Origin of the sequence: Vibrio sp. VGrn 2 (assembly GCF_009361695.1) — a bacterium.
Taxonomy (GTDB): domain Bacteria; phylum Pseudomonadota; class Gammaproteobacteria; order Enterobacterales; family Vibrionaceae; genus Vibrio; species Vibrio diabolicus.
This window is the reverse complement of the sequence record NZ_RBWD01000022.1, coordinates 39,906-52,463: the sequence shown is the minus strand read 5'-3', so window position 1 is coordinate 52,463 and position 12,558 is coordinate 39,906. Positions and strand designations below refer to the sequence as shown.

Genomic DNA, 12,558 nt, shown 5'->3' with positions numbered 1-12,558 from the left:
GACTTGCATGTGTTAGGCCTGCCGCCAGCGTTCAATCTGAGCCATGATCAAACTCTTCAATTTAAGATTTTGTTCGGCTCAATGAATACTGAACATTACATAAAGTAATGTTTGAATTGACTGTGCTCTTATTGGTTTTCACTTTAGAAAAGTAAAACAAAACAGCTCAAGGCTGCTTCCCAATTCGAATGGCCACTTCGTTTCATTGAAACCTAATTTGATACCGAAGTATCGAATTGGATTATCATCAACGAGTGCCCACACAGATTGATAGGTCTATATTGTTAAAGAGCAACTCTTCTTTGTGATTGACATCACTTCGGAAGAGGCGGCCATTCTAGCGAGATAATTTATTGTGTCAAACACTTTCTTCAAATTATTTCGTTTTTCTTTTCAGCCTTATCAACTTCGCTTAAACCCTTGTGAGGCCTTGCCCTGTCGACGAGGAGGCATTATAGAGATCGCGCTCACATTGGCAAGTGTTATTTTTCAAAAATTGCAAAAATAATGGTTAAACGATGAGTTTTCGATCAAACCTTTATTTATTCAACTTTACCCCAAACTCTCACACAACTTATCCACAGAGTTGTTCTTTGAGACGTGTTTTTCAAGTACCATAAATAAAGAAAGCTGCTTTATTGCAGCTATCTTTATTAAACTTAACCTAAACTCTATTTAAAGAGCATTATGGCTATATGCCAGACCCATCTTGTTCAGAACCATCATCTTCGTGTAGGCCACATTCTCGCTTTAAGCCAAAGAATCGAGTTTCTTCCTCTGACATTCCCGGCTCCCATTTACGAGTGGTATGTGTATCACCAACTGAAAGGTAACCTTCATCCCACAATGGGTGGTATTTAAGGCCGTGTTGTTCTAAGTAGTAATGAACGTCTTTATTAGTCCAATCAATTACTGGTAGAAATTTAAACACACCGTTCTGAATTGATAGAATCGGTAAACCTGCACGAGATTTACTTTGCTCTCGACGCAGTCCAGAGAACCACGTTCCAACATTAAGCTCTTTTAGCGCTCGACGCATTGGCTCCACTTTATTGAGCTTGTTGTATTTTTCAATTCCCTCTACACCCTGCTCCCATAACTTTCCATATCGAGCCTCTTGCCAATTCGCACTTTCTTTCGCTCGATAAACTTTTAAGTTTAGGTTGAGAGCATCTGTCAGCTCATCAATGAATTGATAGGTTTCAGCAAACAGGTATCCTGTATCGGTTAGAATGACGGGGATATCCGCTTTGACTTGAGTCACTAAATGAAGCATAACCGCGGCTTGAATACCAAAACTAGAAGAAACCGCAAACTCGCCCTCTAGATTTTCTAAAGCCCACTTTACTCTATCTTGTGCCGAAAGCTTTTCGAGCTCGACATTAATTTGAGCAAGACGGAGGATTTGCTCCGTCTTTGTTAATGTCAATAACTCTGTAAGCTCAAGCCTGGATGCTACAGAATCAAGCATGAAAGTCCCTCTTTGATACGAGCACTTCTTGGATAATACCAGCACGAATTGTGAAATCGCCGAAGGCTTCGCCTTCTTCACGCTCTTTCGACCATCGAGCCACCAGCAGATCAATCTCTTCTAAGATTTGCTTATCCGTGATGTTCTCTTTATACATTTTTGGTACTCGAGTACCAGCACGGTTACCACCTAAATGTAGGTTGTAACGACCTGGCGCTTTACCAACTAAACCAATTTCAGCCAACATGGCGCGACCACAACCGTTTGGACATCCAGTTACACGCAAAATGATGTTGTCATTTTCTGGTAGGTTGTGCTTTTCCAAAATCCCCTCCACATCAGTAACAAACTGAGGAAGAAAACGCTCTGCCTCTGCCATTGCTAACGGACACGTTGGAAAGGCAACACACGCCATTGAATTTTTGCGCTGCTCACTGATATTGTCATCCATCAAGCCATGTTCACGAGCGATCTTTTCGATCTTCGCTTTTTCGCTTTTAGGTACCCCCGCAACAATTAAGTTCTGGTTGGCAGTCATACGGAAATCGCCTTTATGGATTTTGGCAATTTCAGCAACACCCGTCTTAAGTGGTTTACCTGGAAAGTCTAATAAGCGACCGTTTTCGATGAAAAGCGCTAAATGATATTTACCATCAATTCCTTCTACCCAACCAATACGGTCACCACGCTCAGTAAACTCGTACGGGCGGCTTGCTTCAAACTGAATGCCTGCTCGCTTTTCGACTTCGGCTTTAAAGACATCAGTACCTACACGGTCAAGTGTGTATTTGGTTTTGGCATTCTTACGGTTTGAGCGATTACCCCAATCACGCTGAGTGGTAACCACCGCCGCTGCAACATCAAGCGTTTTCTCTAATGGGATGAAACCTAAGTCGTCAGCGCGGCGCGGATAAGTTGACGTATCACCATGTGTCATCGCTAGGCCGCCGCCAACTAAAACGTTAAAGCCTACCAACTTGCCGTTATCCGCAATTGCTACGAAGTTAAGATCATTGGCATGAACGTCTACGTCATTTTGCGGTGGGATCACCACCGTCGTTTTAAACTTACGCGGTAAATAGTTTTTACCCAGAATAGGCTCATCTTCTTCAGCGCTCTCTACTTTCTCACCGTCCAGCCAAATCTCAGCGTAAGCACGTGTTTTTGGAAGCAGGTGTTCACTGATCTTCTTCGCCCATTCATAAGCTTCTTGATGAAGTTCTGATTCGACCGGGTTAGTGGTACACAACACGTTACGGTTTACATCACCCGCGGTTGCAATCGAATCAATGCCAATACTGTTGAGCGTTTGATGCATCAACTTAATATTCGGTTTTAATACCCCATGAAACTGGAACGTTTGGCGAGTCGTCAGACGAATACTTCCATATAAAGAGTGCTCCATTGCGAACTTGTCGATCGCTAACCATTGCGTTGGCGTGATGATGCCTCCAGGCATACGAGCACGAAGCATCACATTATGTAATGGTTCCAGTTTTTGCTTTGTGCGTTCATTACGGATATCACGATCGTCTTGTTGATACATACCGTGGAAACGAATTAACTGGAAGTTGTCGGCAGTAAAGCCACCAGTAATACGGTCCTGTAAATCTTGCTCAATGGTGCCACGTAATAAGTTACTTTCTCGCTTCAGGCGCTCGTTATCAGATAGCGGCCCTAACTCTTCACCTAATACAACCTGCTTATTATTGTCCGTAGAAAAAGTCATTAGTACACATCCCTCTGATAACGTTTCGCTTTACGTAGGTCATTAATAAATTGTTCCGCATCGTCACGCGGCATCTTGCCTTCTTGTTCAGCAACGATAACCAGTGCGTCGTGCACATCTTTTGCCATACGAGTGGCATCACCGCAGACATAGATATAAGCGCCTTCTTGGATCCACTGCCACACTTGAGCTGCGTTTTCTAAGATGCGATGTTGTACGTAAACTTTTTCTACTTGGTCACGACTAAAAGCAACATCCAATCGGCTTAGTACTCCTGACTTGAGGTACTTTTGCCATTCAACTTGGTATAAGAAGTCTTGAGTGAAAGTACGATCACCAAAGAACAACCAGTTTTTGCCTTCAGCATCGCGGTTTTCACGTTCCTGAATAAAGCTACGGAATGGTGCGATCCCTGTGCCTGGACCAACCATGATAATTGGAGTGCTATCATCTTCCGGCAGTTTAAAGTTGTTGTTATGCTCAACAAATACTTTAACTTCATCTCCCTCTTCGAGACGCTGTGCTAAGAAGCTCGACGCACCACCATATCGTTTTTCGTCGTTTTGTTCGTACTCAACCAAAGCAACCGTTAGGTGTACTTCTTCATCGACCTCTTCTTGGCTTGATGCAATAGAGTAAAGGCGAGGAGTAAGACGACGAAGCAAACTAATCAACTCATCTGCGGTTAACTTGGTTTTCTTCTCTGCCAATACATCAACAATTTGAGTATTTGCAGAGTACTCGCGAAGTTTATCTTTATCGTCAACCAGCTTTTGTAGCTTCTTGCTACCGGATAACTCGGCAAACTTTGTAATGAGCTGAGGGTTAGATGTTGTGATTTCATATTTACTCACGAGAGCACTATGGATTGACAAGCTTTCGCCATCAACATCAACGGTTTCAACCCCAGACAAACCGACCTTACCAAGAATGGCATTAGCAAGTTCTGAACTATTTTCAAACCACACACCTAGCGCATCACCAGGCTGATACGTTAACCCCGAACCTTCCAAGTCAATTTCTATATGACGAACATCCTTTCCAGAATCACGACCCGTGATTTTTTGACTGGTCAGTAACGTCGCTGTGTATGGGTTTTGTTTATTGTAAGGAGAGTGCGCAGTCGCCGCCTGACCCACAGGAAGTTGAACCACATCCGCTTCAGTGCCAGAAGAAAGCGTATCTTTTACCTTACCTAACGCATTCTTACGCCATTCAGCTGCTGGTGCTTCATAATCCACATCGCAATCAAGACGATCGATAAATGGGGTCGCGCCTAACTTTGATAGGTAAGCGTCGAAGTCTTTACCGGTTTGGCAGAAGAATTCGTAGCTCGAGTCACCCAGAGCAATAACGCCATATTGAAGGTTTGACAGCTTAGGAGCTTTCTTAGATTGCAAAAACTCGTGTAGCTCTATAGCGTTATCTGGTGCTTCGCCTTCGCCGTTCGTCGATGCCACAATAATGACATGTGTTTCTTTGGCTAAGTTTTTACCTTTGTAATCACTTGCATCAAAAAGTTCGACAGCAATTCCTTCTGCTTTTGCTTCCTGTTCTAGAGCTTCAGCAACGCCTTTAGCGTTGCCAGTTTGGGAAGCAAAAATAATACTCAACTTACCTGCTGGCTTCGCTGATACGGCTGCCGTCGCTTGTACAATTGGCGTTACCGCTGTATTTGGTTGATTTTGAGCTAATCCCCAAAAATACCCACTGACCCAAGCAAGTTGCTGTGAAGACAACTCAGAGACAGTTTGTTGGAGTGAGCTAATTTGTTGGTCATTCAGAGGGCTTGCGATTGGAGGAGTTCCTCCTTGCCCATTATTATCTTCAGACACATTCTTGTGAGAATACTCATTCTTTTGAAAAGACATTATCACGACATCCCTATTCATTGCGTGACGATAGAGTACCCACTCTCCTTAATAACAAGAAAGAATAGAAGTGAATGTTTTATAACTTTTTGGAAGTAAGAACGGCTTACTTTTTGCTCATCGATCTTCAATGCGGACTTGTTGAAAGCCTACTGCCATTGCCGATTTTGACGCTGCATCCAAATCTTCATAAAGACATTCTTCACCATGACTGTCCGTCAGAAAAACAAAACCACCGCGCGCATGTCTGAACTCCACAACCCAGCCACCCTCTTGGATTGCAGGTTCAATAATCGCTTCGACAAGCTGGTTTTCACGGAATAGATGTCTTAGTTCGTTTATTGTCATCGCTATCCCTGCTTTAACTTTCACATTGCTCCTAGGTAAGCATGGTCTAAGTCAGCAAAATAGGCAGAAAATTCGATTGGATATAATGAAGTGATATAAAAAAACGCCGCTTATGCCGCTTATAAAGCGACGTTTTAAAAAAATCGAGTATCTAATCTGGCTGCATTTAGAATGCGTATTCTGCACTCACAAAAAAGCCGTTAGCAAAAATAAACTCTTTCCCTAGATCCGACATGAATTTCTCGGACTCCAAATCAATCACGCGGTAACCACCACGAAAAGCCAGTTGAGCTTTTTCGAGCGGTACATGGTATTGAACACCGGCCATGAAATCGGTACTTTTGATACCTTTGTTGTCACCAAAGTTTATCTCACCAATCACATCAAAATTTGTGTCCGGAACTTGAATCTCTGCGTAACCGTACCAAGCCCAAATCAGCTCATCAAACTCTTCTATACGCTTTTTTGAGCCAGCATCAATGTATTTAGTGTCACTTAAATTACTGAATGTAACACCCGCATCAAAATGCAATAAATCATGCTCCAGAACTTGGTAGTACATGGTGAAATCGAGCTTATCGAACCCCATGTAATCCGCATCAACACTTGAGTAACGAAGGCGCGCATTAGGAACGTATTTAACATCATGTTCAATCGCCGCGTAAAATGCGCCTGTTGTGCTGCTATCTCGTCTTACTTCATTTACTTTAGTGTCAGCAGCCCAGATCTCTGCGCCGACTTTCGTCGATACAGAATATTCTGCAAAAACAGGAAAAGATACTGCCAACGATAATGCTGTTAAAGCGATGGTCGCTTTATTTGTCATGTAGTGTGTACTCCGAGATAGCTGATATTCACGTTGAAGACGTGAGAGGAAATATACCATACTCTCACGTCTCTCTATCAACTAAATCATGTCACTCGTTATTTATAGCGGGGCTGGGCAACGTAATTCTTGAAGAACCAAACACCCAATGCAATCACGATTAACCATGGCAATAGTTTGAGTACCGCTCCGACCATTCCTAGTAAAAACATCACAACTAACGCGATACCGGTTGCTGCGAATACGGTCATCATTGTGATACCGGTAACCAATAGGGTCGCCGCAAAGACTAAAATAAAGATTAGCTCCAACATAATCACTTCTCCATTTGTTTTTAATAAACAGAGCAGTTTCCATACCAACTTACCAAGATGACGATAACACAATGATTTTTATTCAAAAATAAAGCCAGAGGCATTTCTGCACTCTGGCTTACTTATTCTTTAGTTGGTAATTTTAGCCAACCACTGGTGAATTTTACACATTCAATTCTTTTGGAATCTTCGCTAACGCGTCTTGCAGCACTTCTAAACCAGAACCCGGCTTGTGCGCATTTTCACTGATATGACGACGCCATTGACGAGCACCTGGCATGCTTTGGAATAAACCTAACATATGACGGGTAATATGACCAAGGTACGCACCTTTCGCTAATTGCGCTTCAATGTATGGGTACATTTCTTCAACAATTTCGCTGCGTTTCTTCACTGGAGCATTAGAGCCAAATAACTCTTGATCTACCGATGCTAGTAGATATGGGCTTTGGTAAGCCTCACGACCAATCATCACACCATCAAGATGCTGAAGATGTGCTTTGGCTTCTTCTAGTGACTTTACACCACCGTTAATAGCAATGGTTAAGTGAGAAAAATCTTGCTTCAATTGGTAAGCTCGTGGGTAATCCAATGGTGGGATCTCACGGTTTTCTTTCGGACTAAGACCACTTAACCAAGCTTTACGCGCGTGGATAGTGAACTGCTCACAGCCCCCCTTTTCTGAGACAATAGAAACAAAATCCGTTAGGAACTCGTAAGAATCTTGATCATCAATACCAATACGAGTCTTGACTGTCACAGGAATATCAACCACATCCTTCATTGCAGCGACACAATCCGCAACCAACTGTGGTTCCGCCATTAGGCAAGCACCAAAGCGACCGTTTTGTACACGATCAGACGGGCAACCCACATTGAGGTTAACCTCATCGTAGCCACGCTCTTGAGCCAGTTTGGCACACTTTGCCAAGTCTTCTGGGTTTGAACCACCCAACTGAAGGGCCAACGGATGCTCTTCTTCGTTGTAAGCCAGGAAATCTCCTTTTCCATGAATGATCGCACCTGTCGTCACCATTTCAGTGTACAGCAGGGTTTCTTTGGTCATTAAGCGATGGAAGTAGCGACAATGACGATCGGTCCAGTCGAGCATTGGTGCTACGGAGAGCCTGCAAGAATGAGTCATGATATAAACACCCGTTTTTATGTTGCCAAGGTCGAGCGCAGCAGTACGCTCAAAAAATAAGTCGGGTATTGTATACCCAAGCACCTCTAGGTGCTAGTTTCAGCGAGAATGATTTGGTTGGCTGGCTAGACAAATGCTTAGGAATACGCAGCAGTAATACGAATTCGTCACTCGTTGATTCATTCTGTGATGACTATTCCGACTTCACACCACCACCGACTTGCTTTAATTCATGATTTTCGTTCTGATAGTGGGTAAAATGAAGCATTTCTAAACGAACTTCGTATAGAAATGATTTATCATAGAGCACGTCCGATAGTTATGGTGAAAGGTTTGAACCCAACAATCATTGAACAAATTGAAAGTATCTGCGCAGAGCGTGGAGTACGATTGACTCCGCAACGCCGACGCGTATTTGAACTCATTTGTTCTAACCGCCGCGCCTCAAGTGCGTATGAGCTATTGGAGCAACTAAAAGAGAGTGAGCCTCAGGCTAAGCCTCCCACTGTTTATCGAGCATTAGATTTTCTCCTAGAGCAAGGCTTCATCCACCGAGTGGAATCGACAAATAGCTTTATTACTTGTTGTTCTTTCAATACTCAGCAGCACTTTTTCCAATTACTAATTTGCGATAAATGTGGTGATGTCGTTGAACTCGAAGATGAGACGCTGATATCCTTGTTAGCCGAAAACGCCGAGAAGCATGGATTCAAACTGACCAACCAAGTTATTGAAACTCATGGTGAATGCCAGGCCTGTTCCTCCGAGACGAAAGAAAAAGTATAGAAGAACGTTATGCGCGCTGAATTTGTAAACCCGTTTTTAGCTTCTTTAATGAACGTGCTAAAAACCATGGCTTCTCTTGAGCTGAAGCCACAAAAACCGCGAATCAAAAAAGATGAGATCGCACGAGGTGACGTTTCTGGTCTGATTGGCATGGTAGGTCCACAAACTCGTGGTTCAATGTCGATTACCTTTGATGAAGCGCTAGCTCTAGAAATCATGCAGAACATGCTTGGTGATCGTCCAAATGGACTCAATGAAGAGGTCACCGATATGGTGGGTGAGATCACCAACATGGTTACTGGTGGTGCGAAACGCATTCTGGCGGAAAGTGGTTTTGATTTTGATATGGCAACACCGGTAGTGGTTTCTGGCCGAGGCCATACGATTCGCCACAAGTGTGAGGGCTCAATCATCATCATGCCTTTCTCCTCCCAATGGGGAAATGCCTTTATCGAAATTTGCTTCGAATAAAAGAGAAAAAATAGGTTGGCACTGGCCAACCTATTTTGTTTTTGCCTCAGGCAATAAAAAAGGTCAGCATTTGCTGACCTTTTCTTTATCTATTCAAACATTAAGCTTTGAACGCTTTAAATGCGTTGATTAGACCGTTTGTTGAGCTGTCATGCGAGCTGATTTGAGACTCGTCTGCAAGCTCAGGTAGAATTTGGTTAGCCAGTTGTTTACCTAGCTCCACGCCCCATTGGTCAAAGCTGAAGATGTTCCAGATAACACCTTGTACGAAAATTTTGTGTTCGTACATTGCGATCAAGTTACCTAGCGTACGAGGCGTGATTTGCTTCACTAGGATAGAGTTTGTTGGACGGTTACCTTCAAACACTTTGAATGGCGCAATCGCTGCCACTTCTTCAGCGTTCTTACCTGCTTTCACCAACTCTTCTTTCACGGTTTCTTCACTCTTACCAAACGCTAGTGCTTCAGTTTGCGCAAAGAAGTTGGACATCAGTTTTTGGTGATGATCGCTAGCTGGGTTGTGGCTGATTGCAGGTGCAATGAAGTCACATGGGATCAGCTTAGTGCCTTGGTGAATTAGCTGGTAGAACGCGTGCTGACCGTTGGTACCTGGTTCCCCCCAAATAATAGGGCCCGTTTGGTAAGTCACGGCATTGCCTTCACGGTCAACGTATTTACCGTTTGATTCCATGTTACCTTGTTGGAAGTACGCCGCGAAACGGTGCATGTACTGATCGTAAGGTAAGATAGCTTCTGATTCCGCACCGTGGAAGTTGTTGTACCAAATACCGATAAGCGCAAGGATCACAGGGATGTTGCTTTCTAGGTCCGTTGATACGAAATGTTTGTCCATCTCGTGAGCACCTTCAAGCAGCTCAACGAAGTTGTCGTAACCTACCGCTAATGCGATTGATAGACCGATTGCAGACCATAGTGAGTAACGGCCACCAACCCAGTCCCAGAATTCGAACATGTTCGCGGTATCGATACCGAACTCAGACACGGCTATCGCGTTCGTTGAAAGCGCAGCAAAATGCTTAGCCACGTGAGCTTGATCACCCGCAGACTCTAGGAACCAATCACGTGCTGTGTGCGCGTTAGTCATGGTTTCTTGCGTTGTGAACGTCTTAGACGCGATCAAGAATAACGTCGTTTCTGGGTTAACTTTCTTCAACGTTTCAACGATGTGAGTACCATCAACGTTAGATACGAAGTGAAGGTTTAGATGATTTTTGTATGGTGCTAGAGCTTCCGTCACCATGTAAGGACCAAGGTCAGAACCACCGATACCGATGTTCACGATATCTGTAATTGCTTTACCTGTGTAACCTTTCCACTCACCGCCGATAACGCGTTCAGTGAATGATTTCATTTTTTCTAGAACCGCGTTCACTGCTGGCATTACGTCTTCGCCGTCTACCATTACTGGTGTATTAGCGCGGTTACGTAGTGCAGTGTGAAGAACAGCGCGACCTTCTGTTTGGTTGATCGCTTCGCCACTGAACATCGCTTCAATTGCAGATTTCAGCTCAGTCTCGTTCGCAAGAGCGAACAGGTGCTTCAGAGTTTCCTCATTGATGAGGTTCTTTGAGTAATCGACTAGGATGTCTGAGCCGAAACGTGCAGAGTATTTGTCGAAACGCGCTGCGTCTTGAGCAAATAACTCTTTAAGATCCATATCTTGTGCAGATTCGAAATACGCAGTTAGCGCTTTCCAAGCTTGTGTTTGCGTTGGATTGATATTTTTCAACATGGTCTTTATCCCGATGTTACAGTAGGTTCCATTCCTTACAGTCTAGCGAAAACTGTGGAATCCCCGATTTAGCAAATAGAATATTAATTAGATGTTTGGGCGAATTGCCACAAAACAAGTCTTTGTAATTTTTTTTCAGGTGCCAATTATGACTGAGAGATTTTACACTCACATTGAGTTAGGTCACGTTCCCTGCCCTGAAAATGAACAATTCATTTACGATGACAAGAATCATATCACTTACTAATGACAGGCTCTAATTGGAATAGGATAGACGCCAATTTATAAATTTCCAAAGGAACACGTATGTGGGCACAAAAAACACTGCAATTAAAAGCGAGAAGCCGCGGTTTTCACCTAATAACTGATGAAATTGAACAACAATTACCACAAATAAACGAGCTTTCAGTAGGTTTATTACACCTATTTATTCAACATACCTCCGCCAGTTTGACCTTAAATGAGAATGCTGATCCAACCGTGCGTATGGATATGGAAGCGCACTTCAATAAGTTTGTGCCAGAGCGTGCTCCTTATTATCAGCACACCTATGAAGGTGATGACGACATGCCAGCACACATTAAAGCATCCCTACTTGGCAGTAGTGTGACGATACCAATCCAAAATGGTCGATTAGCTTTAGGAACATGGCAGGGCATTTACTTGGGTGAGCACCGAGACTATGGTGGCGGCCGCCGCGTTATTGCTACGATTAACGGTGAGTAGATAAAACAAAGGCTAACCTTAGGTTAGCCTTTCGCTGTTTATTTTGAGTACTCCATCTCGACGCGAGGCGTTAGCTTAGTCACGAGTTCATACGCAATGGTACCAATGTGACCCGCCACTTCTTCTACTGGGAGCTCTTTCCCCCAAAGAATCGCTTCGTCGCTGACTTTATCCGTTGCATCTGGTCCCAAATCGACCGTCAGCATATCCATAGAAACTCGACCTGCGATAGGTACTTTACGACCATTTACCCAAACCGGAGTGCCGTTCGGGGCACTTCTTGGGTAACCGTCGCCATACCCTACTGCGATGACACCGACTTTTGTATCTCGCTTACTGGTCCACATACCGCCGTAGCCAACACTTTCGCCCTTCTTAACTTCACGTACCGCAATAAGATGGGATTTAAGTGTCATCACGGGTTGATACCCCAGATCTTGTGCGGTCTTGTCATCAAATGGCGATACACCATACATGATGATGCCCGGACGAACCCAATCCAAATGGCTTTGAGGCCATGCCAACAACCCCGCAGATGCCGCAAGTGAACGCTCCCCCTGACAACCAGAGGTCAACGACTTAAACAGCTCAATCTGTTGGGGAGTGATATGGCTATCCAGCTCATCTGCACAGCCAAAGTGACTCATGTAACGTAACGGCTTGGCAACGTTTGGACACTCTTTCAACCGCGTGACAAACTCATCATATTGCTCAGGGCGAACGCCAAGACGGTGCATCCCACTGTCAATCTTAAGCCACACGACAACCGGAGTTTCAAGGTCGGCTTGCTCCAAAGCGATAAGCTGCTCTTCACAATGCACCACGGTTTGAATGTTGTTCGTCACAAGAACAGGTAAGTCACCTGGAGAGTAAAAACCTTCTAGCAATAGAATCGGCTTTACCACGCCACAAGCGCGCAGTTGCAACGCTTCTTCAATGCGCGCAACACCAAAGGCATCCGCATGGTTGGCATGTTTTGCAACGTGACGTAATCCGTGACCATAGCCATTGGCCTTCACTACAGCCATCACTTTACTTTGGGGCGCTTGCGCTTTCACGCGCTGTAAGTTGTGCTGCAACGCAGACAAATCAATGCACGCCTTGGCCGCTTTCATATAG

At 44.1% G+C, this 12,558-nt stretch carries 12 protein-coding genes and 1 rRNA gene; 3 read left to right on the top strand and 10 right to left on the bottom strand.

Annotation, left to right across the window (positions count from 1 at the left end):
- The 8 genes from D8S93_RS22665 to dusA form a co-directional block, all read right to left on the bottom strand.
- Nucleotides 1-63: ribosomal RNA gene (locus D8S93_RS22665) — 16S ribosomal RNA — on the bottom strand; the annotation flags it as partial.
- A gap of 628 nt (nucleotides 64-691) precedes the next feature.
- Nucleotides 692-1,471, bottom strand: coding sequence for a phosphoadenylyl-sulfate reductase (locus D8S93_RS22655; protein WP_006743230.1), 780 nt, complete (start codon nucleotides 1,469-1,471; stop codon nucleotides 692-694).
- Entirely contained in the window at nucleotides 1,464-3,200 is a 1,737-nt protein-coding gene (gene cysI / locus D8S93_RS22650) for an assimilatory sulfite reductase (NADPH) hemoprotein subunit (RefSeq protein ID WP_152815664.1), read from the bottom strand. Before cysI ends, D8S93_RS22655 begins: the two co-directional genes overlap by 8 nt.
- The gene (locus tag D8S93_RS22645) at nucleotides 3,200-5,071 is read right to left on the bottom strand and encodes an assimilatory sulfite reductase (NADPH) flavoprotein subunit (protein ID WP_152815661.1); all 1,872 of its coding nucleotides are present in this window, start codon (nucleotides 5,069-5,071) and stop codon (nucleotides 3,200-3,202) included. The genes cysI and D8S93_RS22645 overlap by 1 nt, the downstream gene beginning before the upstream one ends.
- Nucleotides 5,072-5,188: 117 nt before the next feature.
- Nucleotides 5,189-5,419 (bottom strand): hypothetical protein, encoded by a 231-nt coding sequence (locus tag D8S93_RS22640; protein WP_005455817.1) that lies wholly within the window; start codon nucleotides 5,417-5,419, stop codon nucleotides 5,189-5,191.
- Nucleotides 5,420-5,585: 166 nt separating this feature from the next.
- A complete protein-coding gene (locus tag D8S93_RS22635) occupies nucleotides 5,586-6,245 on the bottom strand; it encodes a TIGR04219 family outer membrane beta-barrel protein (RefSeq protein ID WP_152815658.1) in 660 nt (219 codons plus the stop codon).
- Nucleotides 6,246-6,343: 98 nt separating this feature from the next.
- A complete protein-coding gene (gene pspG, locus D8S93_RS22630; RefSeq protein ID WP_005398086.1) occupies nucleotides 6,344-6,559 on the bottom strand; it encodes an envelope stress response protein PspG in 216 nt (71 codons plus the stop codon).
- A 163-nt stretch (nucleotides 6,560-6,722) separates the two neighbouring features.
- Entirely contained in the window at nucleotides 6,723-7,703 is a 981-nt protein-coding gene (dusA, locus tag D8S93_RS22625; protein ID WP_046874642.1) for a tRNA dihydrouridine(20/20a) synthase DusA, read from the bottom strand.
- A gap of 321 nt (nucleotides 7,704-8,024) precedes the next feature.
- Here dusA and zur point away from each other — a divergent pair, with 321 nt between their 5' ends.
- Entirely contained in the window at nucleotides 8,025-8,489 is a 465-nt protein-coding gene (zur, locus tag D8S93_RS22620; RefSeq protein ID WP_005381268.1) for a zinc uptake transcriptional repressor Zur, read from the top strand.
- A 9-nt stretch (nucleotides 8,490-8,498) separates the two neighbouring features.
- Nucleotides 8,499-8,960, top strand: coding sequence for a chemotaxis protein CheX (locus tag D8S93_RS22615; RefSeq protein WP_152815655.1), 462 nt, complete (start codon nucleotides 8,499-8,501; stop codon nucleotides 8,958-8,960).
- A gap of 100 nt (nucleotides 8,961-9,060) precedes the next feature.
- On the opposite strand, the gene pgi is transcribed toward D8S93_RS22615, so the two are convergent.
- Complete coding sequence (pgi, locus tag D8S93_RS22610; RefSeq protein WP_152815652.1) at nucleotides 9,061-10,713, bottom strand: glucose-6-phosphate isomerase; 1,653 nt, start codon at nucleotides 10,711-10,713, stop codon at nucleotides 9,061-9,063.
- A gap of 306 nt (nucleotides 10,714-11,019) precedes the next feature.
- Here pgi and D8S93_RS22605 point away from each other — a divergent pair, with 306 nt between their 5' ends.
- Entirely contained in the window at nucleotides 11,020-11,439 is a 420-nt protein-coding gene (locus D8S93_RS22605) for a secondary thiamine-phosphate synthase enzyme YjbQ (RefSeq protein WP_085344358.1), read from the top strand.
- A gap of 38 nt (nucleotides 11,440-11,477) precedes the next feature.
- Here the strand turns inward: D8S93_RS22605 and alr are convergent, their stop codons facing one another.
- Nucleotides 11,478-12,554, bottom strand: coding sequence for an alanine racemase (alr, locus tag D8S93_RS22600; RefSeq protein WP_041853013.1), 1,077 nt, complete (start codon nucleotides 12,552-12,554; stop codon nucleotides 11,478-11,480).
- Nucleotides 12,555-12,558 lie beyond the last annotated feature (4 nt).

Excerpts from the sequence above, each read along its gene's own strand:
- D8S93_RS22655 (WP_006743230.1), bottom strand. The coding sequence starts at position 1,471 with ATGCTTGATTCTGTAGCATCCAGGCTTGAGCTTACAGAGTTATTGACA.
- cysI (WP_152815664.1), bottom strand. The coding sequence starts at position 3,200 with ATGACTTTTTCTACGGACAATAATAAGCAGGTTGTATTAGGTGAAGAG.
- D8S93_RS22645 (WP_152815661.1), bottom strand. The coding sequence starts at position 5,071 with ATGTCTTTTCAAAAGAATGAGTATTCTCACAAGAATGTGTCTGAAGAT.
- D8S93_RS22640 (WP_005455817.1), bottom strand. The coding sequence starts at position 5,419 with ATGACAATAAACGAACTAAGACATCTATTCCGTGAAAACCAGCTTGTC.
- D8S93_RS22635 (WP_152815658.1), bottom strand. The coding sequence starts at position 6,245 with ATGACAAATAAAGCGACCATCGCTTTAACAGCATTATCGTTGGCAGTA.
- pspG (WP_005398086.1), bottom strand. The coding sequence starts at position 6,559 with ATGTTGGAGCTAATCTTTATTTTAGTCTTTGCGGCGACCCTATTGGTT.
- dusA (WP_046874642.1), bottom strand. The coding sequence starts at position 7,703 with ATGACTCATTCTTGCAGGCTCTCCGTAGCACCAATGCTCGACTGGACC.
- zur (WP_005381268.1), top strand. The coding sequence starts at position 8,025 with ATGGTGAAAGGTTTGAACCCAACAATCATTGAACAAATTGAAAGTATC.
- D8S93_RS22615 (WP_152815655.1), top strand. The coding sequence starts at position 8,499 with ATGCGCGCTGAATTTGTAAACCCGTTTTTAGCTTCTTTAATGAACGTG.
- pgi (WP_152815652.1), bottom strand. The coding sequence starts at position 10,713 with ATGTTGAAAAATATCAATCCAACGCAAACACAAGCTTGGAAAGCGCTA.
- D8S93_RS22605 (WP_085344358.1), top strand. The coding sequence starts at position 11,020 with ATGTGGGCACAAAAAACACTGCAATTAAAAGCGAGAAGCCGCGGTTTT.
- alr (WP_041853013.1), bottom strand. The coding sequence starts at position 12,554 with ATGAAAGCGGCCAAGGCGTGCATTGATTTGTCTGCGTTGCAGCACAAC.